The following is a 17744-nucleotide window of genomic DNA, read 5'->3' on the forward strand; positions in this document are numbered from 1 at the left end:
CGTGCGGTCGTCGTGACCCTCCCGCCGCTCGATCCCGTCCGGCGCGCACCGGTCGCGAGCGCCCCCGGGGTCCCGGACCTCCCGGCCCCGATCCTGGGCTGGCGCACGTGGCGCGTCGGCCGGCGGGCCCAACGCCGCACCGAGCTCGTCGCCCCGCTCGCCGGGATCACCTGGCCCGCCCGCCAGCCGATGGTCGCGACGTGCGGGTCGCAACGGCACGCGCCCCCGGGTGACCGGTGCGCGTGCGGGCTCTACGCCGTGACCGACCCGGGCACGCTCGAGTGGGGTCCCTCGGACCACGAGGTGCTCGGCGTCGTGGCGCTCTGGGGGCAGGTCCTCGAGGGCGCCCGCGGTTGGCGCGCCTCGCACGCCTACCCGCGCTTCGTCCTCACCGGCCCCGCCATCCCCGGCGAGCAGCGCGCCGCGCTCGCCCGCCGCTACGGGGTGCCGGTCCACCGCTCCGAGATCCCGCCGCGCGGCCTCGCCGCACTCCTGGGCCCCGACGCCGACGTGCTGCGCCACGGCGAGATCGCCGAGGTGGAGGCCGTGCTCGCCGCGCACATGGCGGGCTGGGCCGACCGGTGGGAGGCGAGACGTCGGAAGGCCGAGGCCGCCGCCGCACGACGGCCGTGGTGGGCGGCCCTCCGAGGGCGGCGCTGACCGACCGAGACCGCTCACGCGCGATCGGCGCGTCCCAACGCCCGGGACAGGAGGACGCGGGTGTCGGCGGGGTCGATGACGTCGTCGATCTCGAAGACCGTCGCGACGCTGAGGGCCTTGCCGCGCTCGTAGTACGTCGCCACCAGCTCGTCGTAGCGCTCGCGACGGGCGTCGGGGTCGTCGATCGCGTCGAGCTCCTTGCGGTACCCGAGTTGGACCGCGCCCTCCAGCCCCATGCCGCCGAACTCGCCGGTCGGCCAGGCCACGGTCAGGGCGGGCGCCTTGAGGTCGCCGCCGGCCATCGCCATCGCGCCGAGTCCGTAGCCCTTGCGCAGCACGACCGCGCACAGCGGCGCGGTGAGGCGGGCCCCGGCCACGAACATCGCCGAGAACCGGCGCACGGTCGCGGTGCGCTCGGCGTCCGGGCCGACCATGAACCCGGGGGTGTCGCACAGGGAGACCACCGGGAGCCGGTGCGCCCGGCAGAGGTCGAGGAACGCGGTCGCCTTGTCCGCCGCGTCGCCGTCGATGGCGCCGCCCAGGTGCTCGGGGTTGTTGGCCAGGACGCCGACCGCACGGCCGTCCAGACGGGCGAGCGCGGTGACGATCCCGGCGCCGAAGCCGCCGCGCAGCTCCAGGACGCTGCCGGTGTCGAAGAGCGCGTCGAGGACGGGGCGGATCGCGTAGGCGCGCAGCCGGTTCTCCGGCACGAGGTGGCGCAGCGCCCGCGGGTCCGCGTGCTCGGCCGCCGCCGTCCGGCCGCCCGAGGGCGCGACGTACGACAGGTAGCGCCGGGCCGCGGCGATCGCGGCCGGGTCGTCGGGCACGAGGACGTCGACGACGCCGTTGGCCCACTGCACGTCCATCGGGCCGACGTCGCCGGGCGCGACGGTCCCGAGGCCGCCGCCCTCGATCATCGCCGGCCCGCCCATCCCGAGGCTGCTGCCCTCGGTCGCGATGATCACCTCGCAGCTCCCGGCCAGCGCGGCGTTGCCGGCGAAGCAGTAGCCGGAGACCACGGCGACGGTGGGGACGACGCCCCGGAGCTCGGCGAGCAGCCGGAACGTCGGGACGTCGAGCTGGGCGACCGCCGAGGTGTCGGTGTCGCCGGGACGTCCGCCGCCGCCCTCCGCGAAGATCACCACGGGCAGGCGCTCGCGCGCGGCCAGCGTGAACAGCCGGTCGGTCTTGGCGTGGTTGTGGACGCCCTGCGTGCCCGCGAGCACCGTGTAGTCGTAGGACATCACGGCCACCGGGAGGCCACCGACGGTCCCGGTGCCTGTGATCAGCCCGTCGGCGGGGGTGCGGGCGACGAGGTCCTCGACGCTGCGGCGCGCCCGCTGGGCGGCGATCGTCAGCGCGCCGTACTCGACGAAGCTGTCGGGGTCGAGCAGGGCGTCGACGTTCTCGCGCGCGGTGCGCCGGCCCGCCTCGTGCCGCCGCCGGGTCGGTGCGGGGCGTGCCGCGTCGAGGCCGGTCTCGTGGCGTCCGAGGGACTCGGCCAGGTCGGCGCGCACGTGGTCGGGGTCCGTCGCGGTGGCGTCCTGCGCCGGGACGTCGAGGGCGTCGACCGGCGCGAGGAAGGCGACGGGCACGCCGGCGGCGACCGTGTCGCCGACCTTCACCGCCACGGCGTCGACCCGGCCCGCGGCGTCGGCGTGGACGACGTGCTGCATCTTCATCGCCTCGAGCACGACGAGCTCGGCGCCGGCCGGGACGACGTCGCCCTCGGCGACCTCGATCGCGACGATCACCCCGTGGGTGGTGCTGAGCGCCGCCTCGGTACCGGGCGGAGCCTCCGCCGGCGCCCGCTCCACCCTCGCGACGTCCGGCACGAGGGCCGGAACGAGCTCCGGGAGGTGCGCGTCGACGAACGTGGTGTCGAGGGTGCCGTCGACCAGCTCCGGCCGGTCGAGCAGCGCCCGGAGCAGGGCGACGTTCACCGGGACGCCGTCGATGTCGAGCTCGGCCAGCGCCCGTCGCACGCGGACGGCGGCCTGCGCCACCGAGCCGGCGGTGACGATCACCTTCGCGAGCAGCGAGTCGTAGCGCGGGCCGACGGCGAACCCGGCGTAGCCGTGGGTGTCGACGCGCACCCCGCGCCCGCTCGGGGGCTGGAACCGGGTCAGCGTGCCGGCCCCGCTCGTCACCGTGCCGTCGGCGGCGACGGTCTCGGTGTTGACCCGCACCTGCAGCGCGGTGCCCCGCGGCGCGGGGGTGGCGGTGAGGTCGAGGTCGGCGAGGGTCGCGCCGTGGCCCACCCGCAGGCCCGCCTCGACCAGGTCCAGGCCGGTGGTCTCCTCGGTGACCGTGTGCTCGACCTGGATGCGCGGGTTCACCTCGAGGAGGGCCCACTGCCCGTCGGCCACGAGGAACTCGACGGTCGCCAGCCCGAGGTACGCCCCGACCAGTCGCGTCGCCGCGTCGTGCAGGGCGGCACGGAGGTCGTCGGCGAGCGCCGGCGCCGGCGCGATCTCGACGAGCTTCTGACGGCTCCGCTGCGCCGAGCAGTCGCGGTCGCCGAGCACCACGGTGCCCACACCGTCGCCGAGCACCTGGACCTCGATGTGGCGCGCGTGCGGGAGCAGCTGCTCGACGTAGACGGCGTCGTCGCCGAACGCCGCGCGGGCCTCGGAGGCGCAGAGCCGCATCGTCGCCTCGAGCGCGCCGGGGTCGGTGACCGGGCGCATCCCCCGCCCGCCTCCCCCGGCCAGCGCCTTGACCATCACCGCGCCGCCCGGGCCCAGCGCGTCCAGGAACGCCCGCGCCGTCGCGAGGTCGGTGGGCCCCTCGGTGCCGGTGAGGACCGGGATCCCCCGCTCGCGGGCCCGCTCCCGGGTGCGGGTCTTGTCCCCGAACAGCGCCAGCGTCTCCGGGTCGGGGCCGACGAAGGCGATCCCCCGGTCCGCGCACGCCCGCGACAGCGCCGGGTTCTCGGCGAGGAATCCGTAGCCCGGGTGCAGGGTGTCGCAGCCGGTGCGCACCGCGGCCCCGACGATCTCGTCGACGTCGAGGTAGGCCGCGGCCCCGACCCCGGGCAGCCGGACGGCCTGGTCGGCGCGCAGGACGTGCGCGCAGTCCGCGTCGTCGTCGGGGTGCACCGCGACGGTCGGGACGCCGAGCGCTGCGGCTGTGCCGAGGATCCGGACCGCGATCTCGGCCCGGTTGGCGACGAGGAGCTTCACCGCTCTAGGCGAAGTGCTCGAGCAGGAGCGCGGTCGTGCGCTCCGGGGCGTGGGCGGGGATCCAGTGCCCGACGCGGGGCAGGCGCTCGTAGCGCCAGGGCCCGGTGACGAAGCGCTGCGAGTCGGTCATCTGCCGCTCGGTGAGGGCGGGGTCCCGGTCGCTCCACACCCCGAGCACCGGGCACCCGATCGCCGGCATCTCCAGCGGCCCGTCGGTGGCCGCGAAGATTCCCGGCGGCATGTTGGCGCGGTACCAGTTGAGGCCCGCGACGAGCGCGCCCGGCCGGTCCAGGTCCGCGATCTGCGCGTCGACCAGCGCGTCGGCGCCGCGGGGCACGCCGTCGTGGGCCCACTCCCGGAACCACCGCCAGTCGTCGGCGGGCAGCTGCGCCTCGGCGACCCCGGGGAACTGGAACCAGAGCATGTACCAGGAGAGCTGCTTCTGGACGAAGCCCGCGGACGCGAACGCCTGCGGGTGGCCCACCGAGAACGCGGCGAGGCGCGTGACGCGCTCGGGCGCGAAGGCGGCCAGCGCCCAGGCGACCAGCGCGCCCCAATCGTGCCCGGCGACGCGGACCTCGCCGACCTCCAGCACGTCCAGCAGCCCGAGGAGGTCGCCGAGCACGGTCCGCAGCCCGTAGCGCTCGACCTCGGCGGGGCGGTCGGAGTCCCCGAACCCCCGCAGGTCGGGGGCGATCACCCGGTAGCCCCGGGCGGCCAGGGTGTCGATCTGGTGCTGCCAGAGCGTGGCGCGGTCGGGCCAGCCGTGCAGGAGCAGCACCGCCGGCCCCTCACCGCCCTCGACGACGTTGAGCGTGATGCCGTCGAGGGCGACGCGGCGGGCGGTCGGGGTGGTCGGCACGGGGATCTCCTCGCGGGGGCGGTGGACGGTCCGAGGGTCGCAGCCGCGGGCGGCCGGAGCACGAGGACCGGGGCGCCACTCGATCGGCGGCGTCCCCGACCGCGGTCCGTCAATATCATCGCCCGTCCGACGAGGGACGGGGCGCCCGATGGCCATGTTGGGGTTCGACGACGAGGGGGCCCGGCGCCTGCAGCGCGTCTACTCCACCCCCGACGTGGTCGCGCAGCGGGCCGAGGTGCTCCGGCTGCTCCGTCCCGCCGCCGGTGAGACCGTCCTCGACGTCGGGTCGGGCCCGGGCTTCCTGGTGGGCGCGATCGCCGACGCCGTCGGGGCCGACGGGGTGGTGCGCGGGCTGGACCCCAGCCCGGCGATGAACGCCATGGCCACCGCGCACTGCGCGGACCGTCCCCAGGTCCGCATCGACGAGGGGGACGCCGGCGCGCTCCCCTACCCCGACGAGGCCTTCGACGCCGTCGTCTCGACACAGGTCTACGAGTACGTGGCCGACGTCCTCGGCGCCTTCGTGGAGGCCCGGCGGGTCCTGCGCCAGGGCGGTCGGTTCGTCGTCCTCGACACCGACTGGGAGTCGATGGTCTGGCACGCCGCGGACCGTGAGCTGCACCGGCGGGTGCTGGCGGCCTGGGAGGAGCACCTGGTCGACCCCCGCCTGCCCCGCGTCCTGCCCGGGCTGCTGGAGCGGGCGGGCTTCCGCGTCGCCGAGCGCGTGCTGATCCCGCTGTTCAACCCCGTCTACGACGAGAACACCTACAGCGCGGGGACGATCGAGGTGATCGGCGACTTCGTCACCGGACGGCAGGGCCTCACCGAGCAGGACGTCGCGCGCTGGGCCGACGACCTGCGCTCGCGCGGCACCGACTACCTGTTCACCGTCAACCGGTACTGCTTCGTCGCGACGGGCTGACCGTCGCTCACGTCCCGAGGCGCAGCGGGGCGCTGACCGCCCGCAGGTGCCGCAGCCCCTGCGCGTAGGACTCGATCAGGGACGTCTCGGTGTACGGGATCGCGTGGCGGTCGCAGAACGCGCGGACCATCGGCTGGGCGTGGCGCAGGTTCATGCGCGGCATGCGCGGGAAGAGGTGGTGCTCGATCTGGTAGTTCAGTCCGCCGAGCACGAGGTCGACGACCCGGCCGCCCCGGATGTTGCGCGAGGTCAGCACCTGGCTGCGGACGGGGTCGAGCTTCTCCGTCGCGGTCGGCATGGGCATGCCCTTGTGCCCCGGCGCGAACGAGCAGCCGAGGTAGAGGCCGAACAGCCCCTGGTGGACGACGATGAAGACCACGGCCACGCCCGGCGAGAGCACGAGGAAGACCGCCGCGAAGTAGAGCGCGGTGTGCGCCACGAGCAGGACGATCTCCAGCCGCAGGCGGGGTACCCGGCGGGCGAGGAGCGAGCGGACCGCGGAGATGTGCAGGTCCACGCCCTCGAGCAGCAGCAACGGGAAGAACAGGCCGGCCTGGTGGCGGAGCACGAAGCGGCCGATCGGTCCCCGGCGCGGCGCCGACGGGCCGGTGGCCTGCCCGTCGGTGAGCGCGAAGACCCCGAGGTCGACGTCGGGGTCGCGCTCCTCGTGGTTGGGGTTCGCGTGGTGGGCGTTGTGCTTGCCGACCCACCACCCGTACCCGAGCCCGATGAGCAGGTCCCCGTGGACGTAGCCGACGACGTCGTTGGCCCTCTTGGTGGCGAAGATCTGCAGGTGGCCGGCGTCGTGGCCGATGAACCCGAACTGGACGAACAGCGCCGCGAAGGCCGCCGCGGTGACCAGCTGCCACCACGAGTCCCCGATCATCACGAAGGCCACCGCGACGGCGCCGAAGACCACGGCCGTCGCGACGATCTTCACGAGGTAGCGGGCCCGGCGGCGGTCCATCAGGCCGGCCTCGCGGACCTGCGCGAACAGCTCCGCGTACCCGCCGCCCTTCGGGAGGTTCGCCCCCGTCACGACAGCAGGATTCGGCAGTGAGCTCATGAAGACGTGTCCCTCGGAGCGCGGATCGACGGCGGTGACCTGCGCAGAACCAGGGTCCGAGGCTCGGGCGGCTTCCCCGGACACTACCTGTGTCCGGGTGATGCGGCGCTCCGGTCGCTAGTCGCCGGGATCGGCGTCGAGCACCTTCCGCGGCTGTCCGCGCAGCCGTCGCCGGACGTTCACCACCAGTTGCACGGTGGTCGCGAGGGTCATGGCCGTCCAGAGGGTGGCGCCGATGGTGACGATCGGCGCGGCCGCCGACGGCAGGATGCCGGCGGCGGCGAGCGAGAGGCCGCCGACCACCAGCCGGGCCGGGCGCTCGGGGAGGGTGACCACGCCGATCTCCACCATGCCGGCCGCGCCCGCGCTCGACCGGATCGACTCGTCGAGCAGCGTCAGCACCGCGGCCGCCGCGCACATCGGCCCGGGGGCGCCGAGGACCCACAGCCCGGCGATCATCGCCACGTCGCCGATGCGATCGACGAGCTGGTCGAGCACCTGGCCCCAGGCGCTCGTCGTGCCGGTCAGCTCCGCGACGGCACCGTCGATCCCGTCGAGCACCGCGACGACCACGACGAGCGCCGCGGCGAGCAGGGCCCACCGGCCCCCGAGTGCGGCGACGCCGACGACGGCGACCGCGCCGACGCCGCCGGCGGCCGTCACCCAGGTCGCCGGGATGCCGCGACGGGCCAGCGGCGCGCCGAGTCCGTGCGCGAGCCGGAGCCAGGCCATGGTGGGCCGGGAGGAGCGGACGTCGTAGCCGCCGTGCGCCCGCGACCACCGGTCGACGTAGGCCTCGAGGTCGTCGACGTCCACGCGCAGGACCCTACTGGCGGGTACCACCGGGGCGCTGCGGTCCCAGGAGGCGGAGATCGGCGACGACGGGGTCGTGGTCGCTCGGAGGCGCGCCCGTGGCGGGGTCGCGGTCGCGCACGATCGCGGCCGCCTCGACGCTCCAGGCTCCCCCGGGACCGCCGACGAGGATCCAGTCGAGGCGCAGGGGCGCGCGGCCGGTGCGGGCGCGGTGGAACGAGCGGACGAAGCGGGAGCGGACGCCCCCGAAGCCGTGGAAGGTGGCCTCGTCCCGACCTCCCTCCCCACCGACTGCGAGGTAGGTGTCCTCGAAGCCCCCGGCGAGGAACGACCGGTGGGGCGCGGAGTCGGCCGGGCAGTTGAAGTCCCCGGTCACCACCGTCGGCAGTCCACCGTCCGCACGCCGGAGGAGCAGCTCGGCGCCCCGCTCCCGAGCGAGGGCGCTCCAGTGGTCGAGGTGCGTGTTGACGTGCCGGAAGGTCACCCCGGTGCCGCGGACGGCGAAGGTCACCCCGTGCGCGGTGCGGACGTTGCGCGAGCCCCACGCGGTGGACGGCACGTCCGGGGTCTCGCTGAGCCAGAAGCCGTCGGCGTCGAGCACCTCGAGCCGGTCGGGGTCGTAGAGGATCGCGTTGTACTCCGGGCGCCGGCGGGTCCCCGCCGCCGGACCGAGGACGAGGCCGTACCCGGGGAGCTGCTCGCGGTAGGTGGCGAGCGCCTCGGCCTGCAGCTCCTGCACCCCGAGGACGTCCGGACCCCGGCGGCGCACGACGTCGGCGTTGAACCCGGCCCGCCGCGACCACCGGAGCCGGCCGTCCACGGGCGACGAGAAGCCCCGGACGTTGAAGCTCATGACCCGCAGACGGGTCGGTCCGCCGACGATGGACACCTCCACACCGTTCGATCACTCCGGGCCGCACGACCTACGCTCTGCCGGCATGCGGTCCGCGCTCGAGATCTTCCTGCGCATCGAGCAGAGCCATCAGAGCATGGTCGGCGAGGCGCTCGTGCCGGTCGTCGGGGACGTCGAGGCCCGGGAGCGGTGGCTGTACGAGCAGGCGCCGTTCGGGCTCCTGGCCCACGACGGCGGAGCGGACCCACGGTTCGTCTACGCGAACCTCACCGCCCTGCGGTGGTTCGAGTACTCCTGGGACGACCTGATCGGACGGCCCTCCCGGCAGTCGGCGGGCCCCGAGGAGCAGGCCGAGCGCGACCGGCTGCTCGCCGAGGCCGCGCGTCAGGGCTGGTCCGACGGCTACGGCGGCGTCCGCGTCTCCCGGACCGGACGACGGTTCCGGATCGAGGACGTGCTGATGTGGAACCTCCTCGACGACGCCGGCGAGCGGTGCGGCCAGGCCGCGAGGATCCGGACCTGTCGTCCGATGACGGACGACCCGAGCGGGTGAAGCGGACGGACCGGACGTAACGCTCCGTTCGCCTCTCCGTCCTCTCCACGCGGACTCGGCTCCCCCGACCGTGTCCCCCACCCGCCTGAGAGTGAGTCGACGGCGACGCTACGCTGCCACGATAGTTGTATGTACCAACCAGCTCTGGAGGCTCTGTGGGGGCGGTAGGCACGGCACGAGCGCGCACACCACGGGTCCCGGGCGGACGTCCGGTCCGCCTCGGCGCTGCGGCCCTGACCGTGCTGACCGCCGGTGTCGTGGTCGCCGGGTGCGGATCGTCGGTGCCGACACCACCCCGGACGGCGCGGGTCGAGCGGGCGTCGGTGAGCACGTCGGTCTCCGCCGTCGGGTCGGTGTCGTCGAGCCAGGTCAACGTCGGCTTCCCCCAGGGCGGGCAGCTGACCTCGGTGCGCGTGGCCGTCGGCGACCGCGTCACCCGCGGGCAGGTGCTGGCGACGGTGGACTCGTACGCCGCGCGGCAGGCGCTGCGGCAGGCCGAGGCCCAGCGCGACTCCCAGCAGGCCGGCCTCGAGCAGGCCGAGGACTCCACGTCGGTCGACGGGGCCGAGGCGGCGCTCGAGCAGGCGAAACGGATCCTCGACGCCACCGAGCGCGTCGCCGACCAGCCCGCGTCGGCGGGAGCCGCCGGGGCAGGCGGGGCAGCGGCGGCCGGGGCAGCGGGTGCCTCGGGAGCAGCGGCCGGCTCCGGCGCGACCGGTGACCTGCAGGTCGAGCAGGCGCGGCAGGGCGTCGTCCAGGCGCAGAACAACCTCGACGCCGCGGAGGCGCAGCGTCCGCACACCCTCGACGCCGCGCAGGCCGCGGTCGAGGGCGCGCGGGCCGCGGTGAACACCGCCCGTCGGAACGTGGAGAACACGACGTTGACGGCCCCCGACGACGGCGTCGTGACGGCGCTCAACGGCGCGGTCGGCGAGTTCGTCGCCGCGAGCTCGGCCACCACCGCGCAGGGCCCGGCGGCGATCCCGCCGCCATCCCGGGTGCGCCGGCCGCGAGTGCCGCGGGCGGAGCGGGTGCCGGAGGCGCCGCGGCGACCCCGACACGGCCCGGCGGCGCGCAGTTCCTCGTGCTCGACCAGGCGAGCGCGTTGCAGGTCGTCGTGCCGTTCCAGGAGTCCGACGCCGCCGCGATCGCGCCCGGCCAGCGCGTGGACGTCACGGTCGACGCGATCCCCGACGCCACGCTCTCCGGCAACGTCACCGCGGTCGCGCCGGCCGGGGCCGCGATCTCGAACGTCGTCAACTACTACGTCTCGGTGGCCCTCGCCGCCCCGGACCCGCGCCTGCGGGAGGGGCAGACCGCGCGGGCCTCGGTGGTCACCGGGCAGGTCGACGGCTCGCTCACCGTGCCGAACACCGCCGTGCGCCGCCAGGGCGACATGACCTCGGTGACGGTCGTGGAACCGGACGGGCACCAGCAGCGGACGCGGTTCGCCCCCGGCCTCGTCGGGGCCGACCGCACCCAGGTCCTCGGCGGGCTGCAGGGCGACGAGCAGGTCCTCGTCAACGGAGGCAGGTGAGCATGAGCGACGACCCCACCACGGGCCCGGTGACCACGGCATCTCCCGAGTCGTCCCCCGACGCGACGGCAGAGGAGCCCTCCGGCGGGCGCCGTCCCCTGAAGCGTTCCACGCGGATCGCCCTGATCGTCATCGTGACCATCGCCGTGGTCGCCGCGGTGGCGTTCGCGGTGAACTACTTCGTGGTCTCGAGCCGGTACGTCTCCACGGACAACGCGCAGGTCGACGGCACCCAGATCCCGATCGTCGCGCCGGCCAGCGGCACGCTCGTCGGCTGGTCGGCCACCCAGGGCTCGATCCTGCGCCGCGACCAGCCGGTGGGACGCGTGCAGCAGCAGGGCGCCTTCGTCCAGCCGCAGCTCACCATCCGGGCGCCCGCCGCCGGGACCGTCGCCGTCGACGACACCGCCGAGGGCGCCTACGTCACCGCCGGCACGCAGCTCGCGGTCGCCTACGACGTGTCGGACCTGACCGTGACCGCCCGCGTGGACGAGACCGACATCGACCAGGTGCGCCCCGGCGCACCCGTCGACATCTCCGTCGACGCCTACCCGGGCGTGGACCTCACCGGCTCGGTGCGGGAGATCCAGGGCGGCGCCGCGGGCGTCTTCTCGCCGCTCCCCCAGTCGAACAGCTCCGGGAACTTCCAGAAGGTCACCCAGGTGATCCCCGTGAAGATCGTGATCGACGACCCGCGCGGGCTCGACCTCATCCCGGGCATGAACGCCACCGTCGACATCCACACCGATTGACGAAGCCTTGACCAGCGCTTTTGCGACAGCTGAGGTTCGGCCGGGCGCCGCATTCGGTGGGACGCTCTGATGGTGTCCACCGAGACCTCGACCGAGAGGGACGTCGACGTCGCGCCGACGGCGAGCGGGCCGGCGGCACCGCCGTCCCCCGCCCCGGACCCACCGGCGCCGGTCGCGCCGACCCCGACGACCTCCGGTCCGTGGGCGGTGTCCCTGATCGTCCTGGTCACCGGCATGTTCATGTCGGTGCTGGACGTCAGCATCGTCAACGTGGCCATCCCGGCCATGCAGAAGGACTTCGGCGCGACCACCGAGGACATCCAGTGGGTCGCGACGTCGTACTCCCTGGCGCTGGGCGTGATCGTCCCGGCCAGCGCGTGGCTCGGCGAGAGGATCGGGCTCAAGCGCGCCTACATCTTCTCGCTGATCGGCTTCGCCGCCGGCTCCGCGCTGTGCGGGCTCGCGTGGGACCTCAACAGCATGATCGCGTTCCGGATCCTGCAGGCCATCCCCGGCGGCGTCATCCCGGTGGTCGCGCTGTCGATGCTCTACCGGATCGTGCCGCGGGAGAAGATCGGCGCCGCGATGGGGATGTACGGCCTCGGCATCATCGTCGCCCCGGCCGTCGGCCCGACGCTCGGCGGCTACCTGGTGGAGTACGTCGACTGGCGGCTGATCTTCTTCATCAACGTGCCGATCGGGGTGCTCGGTGCGATCGCCGCGGTCGTGCTGCTGCCCGCGTTCCGGGGCGGCACCTCGCACCGCTTCGACCTGCCCGGCTTCCTCGCGATCGCCGCCGGCCTGTTCTCCCTGCTCCTGGCCCTCTCGGAGGGCGAGTCCTGGGGCTGGACGAGCTACCCGGTGCTCATCCTGCTGGTCTTCGGGACGCTGTGCCTGGCGCTGTTCGTGGTCATCGAGCTCGAGGTGGACCACCCGCTGCTCGACGTCCGGGTCTTCCGCTTCTGGCCGTTCACGAACTCGCTGATCCTGATCGCGGTGATCTCCATCGGCCTGTTCGGGGTGCTGTTCTACATCCCGCTCTACCTCCAGCAGTACCAGGGCATGGGCGCCTTCGACTCGGGGCTCCTGCTGCTCCCGCAGGCGGCGGTCATGGCGGTGATGATGCCGCTGGCCGGTCGCATCTACGACCGTTTCGGAGCCCGGTGGCCCGCGGTCATCGGCCTGTCGGTGATGGCGATCGGCACGTTCATGCTGCGCGACATCACGCTGGAGACCTCGCACACCGAGCTGCAGTGGCTCCTGGCCTTCCGCGCGGGCGGGATCGGCCTGGCGATGATGCCGATCATGACCAACGGCCTCTCCGCCGTCCCGCCCGAGAACACCAGTGGGGCCAGCGCCTTCAACAACCTCGTGCAACGGACGTCGTCGGCGATGGGCCTGGCCGCCATGACCGCCCTGATGACCGCCCAGCAGGCCCAGGGCATGAGCGACATGGGCGGACTCATGGGGGCGCAGCACGTGCCGACCTCCGGGGCCGGCGCCGCTGCCGGCGCGGACGCGGGCACCGCCTCGATCCTGCAGAACTACTCGATGGACCAGGCCGCCACCGGGCAGGTCTTCACCACCGCGTTCGACAACCTGATGCTCATCACGGCCGGCCTGAGCGCGGTCGGCGTCTGCCTGGCCCTCCTGCTCCGGAACAAGGCCTCCGCCTCCGGGGAGAAGGTCGTCGTCGAGGCGTGACCGAGTCGTGGCGGGCCGCACGGATTCGGAACTGCCGGACTGGACGGTGGGGGATGTCGAGGAACTGAAGAGAGGTCGTCGCCAGGTGAGGGCGATCGCGGCGCTCGTCGGACGACAGGACAGTCGCGCCCGTGCCTCCGAGCAGGGGATCGTTACCGTGCTGTGACCTCTCCGGTCGCGACGGAGGGCCTCTGCGGTCCGTCGTTGTCGGGGGTCACCTCTAACGTCGTTCCTGTGAGTATCGACCAGGATGTCCGGGTCGGCCTGGTGGCCGGGCTGGATGCTCTCGCGCCCGGCGCGGAGCTGGCCGCTGCTCTGGAGCGCGTGTCGCCGGCCGCGTTGACCGGTGAGGATCTGGGCGCCTATGTGCGGGGGCGGTGGCGGTTGCAGAACCGGGCGACCGCCGAGCTGCTCGAGGGCATCCATCACCTGGGGCGCGCGCAGGCCGGTCGCACCGTGCGGCTGGCGTCCTCGGACGAGTTCTCCGGCGACGAGGTCTCGGCCCTGCTGGGTTGGTCGCGCACCATGTCGAGCCGCAAGCTCGATCTGGCCGACGATCTCGCCGAGCGGCTGCCCGAGGTCGGCGACGCCCTCTACCAGGGCTGGCTCGACGAACCGAAGGCCCGCACGGTCTGCGACCAGACCCGCGACCTGGGCGACGACCACGCGCACGAGGTGTGCCGGGTCGTGCTGCCTGAGGCGCCGGAGCTGCCGGTCGCCGCGTTGATCGAGCGCATCGAGCAGGTCGCGACGGCGCTGGACCCGGAGTGGGCGGAGCGGCGCCGGAAGCGTGCCGAGGCCCGGGCGCGGGTGATCCTCTCGTCGAACCCGTCGGGGACCGCGAACCTGTCGTTCTGCGACGCGCCCGCCCCCGACGGCATCGCCTCCCAGGCCCGTATCGACGCGCTCGCCGCCACGGTCCGTCATCTCGGGGTGCTGATCCCGATCAACCAGCTGCGCCTGCAGGTCGGGCTCCGGCTGCTCGACGGCTCCACCGCCGGCATGGACGACCGCACCATCGCCCTGCTGCTCGCCGCCGAGCACCACGCCCAGAACACCCCGCCCGACCCCGACGACGGTCCCGACGACAACGGCGACGACGGCACCGGCGACGACGGCCCGGACGAGGGTCCCGACGACAACGGCCCCGACGACAACGGCCCGTGCCGGTCCGGCGCTGCACCGCGCGCCACCGACGACCCCGGGCCGGCTGACGACGACCCCGTCTCGACCGTGCCCGCGCCGCGGTCACCGTCGGAGCAGGGCGTCCTCGACCTCCCCGATCTCCCCGACCTGCCCGACGTGGCCGAACCCGCGGCGCCGCTCGACCCGCCCGACACCGGACCCGGGCCGCATCCGGGAGGGCTGCGTCGAGGTGCGGCTCCGGCTGAGCACCGCTCTCGGGCTCGATCAGCATCCCGGCGGCGTTCCCGGCTACGGGGCCGTCCTCGCCGGCGACGCCCGCACCCTCGCCCTGCGGCACCGCGACGGCGAATGGCGCGTCGTGCTCACCGACGACCAGGGCCGCCTCCAGCACGTCCTGCTCACCCGACACCGACCCCACCGACCACCCGGCCCCCGCGGCCGGCATCGGGCGCGGGGACGCCGGGCCTCGATCGTCGAGCTCCAGGTCCCGACGACACTGCTCGCCGCCCTCGACCCCGACGACCACCCCGACTGGGCGCCGCTGCTGCGGGAACTGCAGCAGCGCCTCGCCGACCTCGGGCGCCCCGGCGCGCCTCCGGACCGCCACGCCGGACCCGACGACCGGGCCCGGCGGCGTCCCGGCGCCGAACTCGACCGCTGGATCCGGGTCCGCGACCGGCACTGCGTCGCGCCCTGGTGCCGGCGCCCCGCCCACAAGGCCGACCTCGACCACACCCTCGCCCACGCCTCGGGCGGGCCCACCTCCTCGTGGAACCTGGGCGCCTGGTGCACCCACGACCACCGCGCCAAACACCACGCCCCATGGACCGTCCGCCAACCCAGCCCCGGGCGCTTCGTCATCCGCACCCGCGCCGGCACCACCTACACCAGCCACCCCAAGCCCATCACCGACCCACTGCCCGACCCGAGGCCGGCCGCCGCACCCCGGCCCCTCCCCGACGACGGCTGGGTCGACGACCGCACCGACGACATCGACCCCGACTGGTTCCAGAAACTCACCAACAAGCCCCGCCCCACGACCACCACCCCGACCCGCAGCACCTACGACGACGAGCCACCGTTCTGAGGTGTCCGGCCTCGACTCGGCCACGAAGTGATCGACGCGCGACTACCCCGACCGCGGATCGCGATCGGGGTAGTCGCCGGGATGGAGGCGGAACTCAGGCGCGCGACATCGGCACGCCCATGCCCGGGTCGACCCGGGCCGGCCCGTTCTTCCCGGGCTTGACGTCGAAGTCGAAGATCCCGGTCGGGATGTACACCGTCGAGCACGAGTTCGGGATGTCGACGACGCCCGAGAGCCGGCCCTCGATCGGCGCCGCCCCGAGGATCATGTACGCCTGGATCGCCGAGTAGCCGAACTTGGTCAGGTAGTCGATCGCGTGCAGGCAGGCCCGCTGGTACGACAGGTGCGAGTCGAGGTAGCGCTGCTCGCCGTCGAGCGTCACCGACGTGCCCGAGAAGGCGATCCACTCGCTGTACTGCGGGTCGGTGTTGCCCGGGATGAAGATCGCGTTCTCGGAGACGCCGTAGGTCTCCATGCCGCCCTTGATGAGGTCGACGTGCAGGTCGATGAACCCGCCCATCTCGATCGCGCCGCAGAAGGTGATCTCGCCGTCGCCCTGGGAGAAGTGCAGGTCCCCCATCGACAGGTTCGCCCCGTCGACGAACACCGGGTAGAAGACCCGGCTGCCCTTGGTGAAGTTCTTGATGTCCTGGTTGCCGCCGTTCTCGCGCGGCGGTGCGGTCCGGGCCGCCTCGTGGCGGGCCCGCTCGAAGTCGTCACCGGTGAGCGAGCCGAGGATCGCCGCCTCGGGCTGGGGCGGCAGGGCGAGCGGTGGCACCCGCTGCGGGTCGGTGTCGATCAGGGCCTGCTCGCGGGAGTTCCACGTGTTCAGCAGGTCGTGCGAGGGCGCGGTGCCCATGAGGCCGGGGTGCACGATGCCGGTGAAGGCCACCCCCGGCACGTGCCGCGACGTCGCCTGGCCGCCCCGGAAGTCCCAGATCACCTTGTAGGCGTCCGGGAACTGGTCGGTGAGGAAGCCGCCGCCGTTGGTCTTCGCGAACACCCCGGTGTAGCCCCAGCCCTGGCCGGCCAGCGGCCCGGAGTCCTCCTGCGGGATCGGGCCGACGTCGAGGATGTCCACGATCAGCAGGTCGCCGGGCTGCGCGCCCTCGACCGAGATCGGGCCGGAGAGCACGTGCACGTTGTTGAGCGGGGCGTTGAGGATGTCGTCGGCGGAGTCGTCGTTGTGGATCGCGCCGTCGAACCACTCACGGCAGTCCACCCGGAACGAGTCGCCCGGCTTGACGTGCACCCGGGCGGGGACGTCGGGGTGCCAGCGGTTGTGGCCGACGATCTGCTGATCGGTGAACGTCTTGGTGCTGTCGAGCGGGAAGACCTTCTGGGGCATCGGACTCTCCTTGCTGGGGCGGGCTGGTGACGAGCTGGGTGAGCCGGGACGGTCAGGCGACGGCGGCGTGGTCGCCGGTCGGGGCGGCGGGCGCCGCGGGCGTGGGCTGCCGGCGGGCCCACGGGATCAGGGCGAGGAAGACGACGACGCCGAAGATCGCGAGGCCGATCGCGAGCGGGACGCCGATCTCCGTGTAGACGCCGGTGAGCAGCAGGAACGCCGGGATCCACGCGGTCACCCAGCCCTGGATGGCGCACACGGCGCCGGTGTAGCGCCCGATCCCGTCGCGCTTGCGACCCAGGAGCACGAAGAACAGGGACCAGAGGAAGGCCCAGTAGAGCCAGATGACGCCGAACGCCGGGTCGGCGAAGCGGAAGAAGTTCAGCGCGGAGAACACGACGGCGGTGATCGCGACGAACAGGCAGAAGTAGCCGAGGCCGGTGCCGTCGAGGTCCCAGGTCAGGTTCACCGCCACGTAGAGGTAGGTGAACGAGAAGAGGAAGAGGCCCGACGCCGCGAGGATGACGTCGGCGTCACCGTTCGCGGTGAAGATCAGGTAGAGCGGCGTGATGATCTGCAGTCCGCCGACGAAGAAGTTCATCGGCGCGGCCGACTTCGCGTCGATCCACCCCAGCAGCATGACGCCGTTGATGAAGAGCACGGCGCCGACGAAGAGCAGGCCGACGCTAGCCACGGGGCGGCCTCACTCGGGTGAGCAGCATGGGATTCCCTTTCGGACGAGGGCAGGACGACAGGGCCGTTCCGGCAGGCCGGACGGTGCGGGGGCGAGCGGACGGTGCGGGAGCTCCGGACGGGAGTGGGGAGCGGACGGGCTCAGGGGCGCGGCAGCGCCGCGGTGCGGGGATCGAGACGGGGGGCGGGTCGCGGGCGCGACGGCCGGGCGGGCGGCGCGGAGACCACGGTGGGCTCGGTGCGCGAGGCCTCGGCGCGGTCGATCGCCGCGACCCGGGTGCGGTCGGCCAGGCCGAGCCGGGGCACGGTGATCATCCGCCGGGCCTCGCCGCCGCAGGTCGGGCAGGAGATCGTCGCCGGTGCGGCGCCCATCGGCGCCGTGACCTCGGCCGGCCCGTCCTCGCCGCACCGGTACGCGTACAGGGGCATCCGCGGGGCTCCCTTCGTCGCGACCGACCGCCGGGAGATGGCAGATGTCACGTGTGAGAAATGATTTCCTGGGAAACTAGCCGCGTGGCGACGAGACTGTCAACGGCCGTCGCGGGCCGTCGCGAGCCGGGTTC

At 73.9% G+C, this 17744-nt stretch carries 15 protein-coding genes and 2 pseudogenes; 9 read left to right on the forward strand and 8 right to left on the reverse strand.

Annotated features, from left to right (window positions below):
- Positions 1-12: 12 nt before the first annotated feature.
- A complete protein-coding gene (locus tag ACQPYN_RS20445; protein ID WP_433026812.1) occupies positions 13-660 on the forward strand; it encodes a hypothetical protein in 648 nt (215 codons plus the stop codon).
- Positions 661-674: 14 nt separating this feature from the next.
- Here ACQPYN_RS20445 and ACQPYN_RS20450 read toward each other — a convergent pair whose 3' ends face one another.
- Together ACQPYN_RS20450 and ACQPYN_RS20455 are read right to left on the reverse strand one after the other, a co-directional pair.
- On the reverse strand, positions 675-3845 hold the full coding sequence (locus tag ACQPYN_RS20450) for a carboxyl transferase domain-containing protein (protein WP_433026815.1): 3171 nt from the start codon (positions 3843-3845) through the stop codon (positions 675-677).
- Between the two features lie 4 nt (positions 3846-3849).
- A complete protein-coding gene (locus ACQPYN_RS20455) occupies positions 3850-4707 on the reverse strand; it encodes an alpha/beta fold hydrolase (protein WP_433026818.1) in 858 nt (285 codons plus the stop codon).
- Between the two features lie 148 nt (positions 4708-4855).
- Here ACQPYN_RS20455 and ACQPYN_RS20460 point away from each other — a divergent pair, with 148 nt between their 5' ends.
- Positions 4856-5629: a methyltransferase domain-containing protein gene (locus ACQPYN_RS20460; protein WP_433026821.1), complete on the forward strand. Its 774-nt coding sequence runs from the start codon at positions 4856-4858 to the stop codon at positions 5627-5629.
- Positions 5630-5636: 7 nt separating this feature from the next.
- On the opposite strand, the gene ACQPYN_RS20465 is transcribed toward ACQPYN_RS20460, so the two are convergent.
- From ACQPYN_RS20465 to ACQPYN_RS20475, 3 genes are all read right to left on the reverse strand, one after another.
- Entirely contained in the window at positions 5637-6695 is a 1059-nt protein-coding gene (locus ACQPYN_RS20465; RefSeq protein WP_433026824.1) for a fatty acid desaturase family protein, read from the reverse strand.
- 117 nt (positions 6696-6812) lie between these two features.
- A complete protein-coding gene (locus tag ACQPYN_RS20470; RefSeq protein WP_433026827.1) occupies positions 6813-7511 on the reverse strand; it encodes a CDP-alcohol phosphatidyltransferase family protein in 699 nt (232 codons plus the stop codon).
- 10 nt (positions 7512-7521) lie between these two features.
- Positions 7522-8397: an endonuclease/exonuclease/phosphatase family protein gene (locus ACQPYN_RS20475; protein ID WP_433026830.1), complete on the reverse strand. Its 876-nt coding sequence runs from the start codon at positions 8395-8397 to the stop codon at positions 7522-7524.
- A gap of 49 nt (positions 8398-8446) precedes the next feature.
- On the opposite strand from ACQPYN_RS20475, the gene ACQPYN_RS20480 reads away from it, so the two are divergent.
- The 7 genes and pseudogenes from ACQPYN_RS20480 to ACQPYN_RS20510 all read left to right on the forward strand — a co-directional run bounded on the left by ACQPYN_RS20480 (position 8447) and on the right by ACQPYN_RS20510 (position 15140).
- Complete coding sequence (locus tag ACQPYN_RS20480) at positions 8447-8914, forward strand: MEKHLA domain-containing protein (protein ID WP_433026833.1); 468 nt, start codon at positions 8447-8449, stop codon at positions 8912-8914.
- A 353-nt stretch (positions 8915-9267) separates the two neighbouring features.
- Positions 9268-9408 (forward strand): annotated as a pseudogene (locus ACQPYN_RS20485) (biotin/lipoyl-binding protein); the annotation flags it as partial.
- A gap of 590 nt (positions 9409-9998) precedes the next feature.
- Complete coding sequence (locus ACQPYN_RS20490; protein ID WP_433026836.1) at positions 9999-10451, forward strand: efflux RND transporter periplasmic adaptor subunit; 453 nt, start codon at positions 9999-10001, stop codon at positions 10449-10451.
- A gap of 2 nt (positions 10452-10453) precedes the next feature.
- Positions 10454-11203, forward strand: coding sequence for an HlyD family secretion protein (locus ACQPYN_RS20495; RefSeq protein WP_433026839.1), 750 nt, complete (start codon positions 10454-10456; stop codon positions 11201-11203).
- Between the two features lie 69 nt (positions 11204-11272).
- Positions 11273-12907, forward strand: a complete 1635-nt coding sequence (locus ACQPYN_RS20500; protein WP_433026842.1) for an MDR family MFS transporter — start codon at positions 11273-11275, stop codon at positions 12905-12907.
- Positions 12908-13273: 366 nt separating this feature from the next.
- A pseudogene (locus ACQPYN_RS20505) lies at positions 13274-13771 on the forward strand (DUF222 domain-containing protein); the annotation flags it as partial.
- A gap of 511 nt (positions 13772-14282) precedes the next feature.
- A complete protein-coding gene (locus ACQPYN_RS20510; RefSeq protein ID WP_433039161.1) occupies positions 14283-15140 on the forward strand; it encodes an HNH endonuclease signature motif containing protein in 858 nt (285 codons plus the stop codon).
- A 94-nt stretch (positions 15141-15234) separates the two neighbouring features.
- Here ACQPYN_RS20510 and fmdA read toward each other — a convergent pair whose 3' ends face one another.
- From fmdA to ACQPYN_RS20525, 3 genes are all read right to left on the reverse strand, one after another.
- Positions 15235-16488, reverse strand: a complete 1254-nt coding sequence (fmdA, locus tag ACQPYN_RS20515) for a formamidase (RefSeq protein WP_433026845.1) — start codon at positions 16486-16488, stop codon at positions 15235-15237.
- A gap of 52 nt (positions 16489-16540) precedes the next feature.
- A complete protein-coding gene (locus ACQPYN_RS20520) occupies positions 16541-17182 on the reverse strand; it encodes an AmiS/UreI family transporter (protein WP_433026848.1) in 642 nt (213 codons plus the stop codon).
- Positions 17183-17322: 140 nt separating this feature from the next.
- Positions 17323-17610 carry an FmdB family zinc ribbon protein gene (locus ACQPYN_RS20525; protein WP_433026850.1) on the reverse strand — a complete coding sequence of 96 codons (288 nt, stop codon included), beginning with the start codon at positions 17608-17610 and terminating at the stop codon, positions 17323-17325.
- Positions 17611-17744: the final 134 nt, after the last annotated feature.

The sequence above is a fragment of the Actinomycetospora sp. CA-053990 genome (assembly GCF_050948445.1).
Classification (GTDB): domain Bacteria; phylum Actinomycetota; class Actinomycetes; order Mycobacteriales; family Pseudonocardiaceae; genus Actinomycetospora; species Actinomycetospora callitridis.

Excerpts from the sequence above, each read along its gene's own strand:
- ACQPYN_RS20460 (WP_433026821.1), top strand. The coding sequence starts at position 4,856 with ATGGCCATGTTGGGGTTCGACGACGAGGGGGCCCGGCGCCTGCAGCGC.
- ACQPYN_RS20465 (WP_433026824.1), bottom strand. The coding sequence starts at position 6,695 with ATGAGCTCACTGCCGAATCCTGCTGTCGTGACGGGGGCGAACCTCCCG.
- ACQPYN_RS20480 (WP_433026833.1), top strand. The coding sequence starts at position 8,447 with ATGCGGTCCGCGCTCGAGATCTTCCTGCGCATCGAGCAGAGCCATCAG.
- ACQPYN_RS20495 (WP_433026839.1), top strand. The coding sequence starts at position 10,454 with ATGAGCGACGACCCCACCACGGGCCCGGTGACCACGGCATCTCCCGAG.
- ACQPYN_RS20500 (WP_433026842.1), top strand. The coding sequence starts at position 11,273 with ATGGTGTCCACCGAGACCTCGACCGAGAGGGACGTCGACGTCGCGCCG.
- fmdA (WP_433026845.1), bottom strand. The coding sequence starts at position 16,488 with ATGCCCCAGAAGGTCTTCCCGCTCGACAGCACCAAGACGTTCACCGAT.
- ACQPYN_RS20525 (WP_433026850.1), bottom strand. The coding sequence starts at position 17,610 with ATGCCCCTGTACGCGTACCGGTGCGGCGAGGACGGGCCGGCCGAGGTC.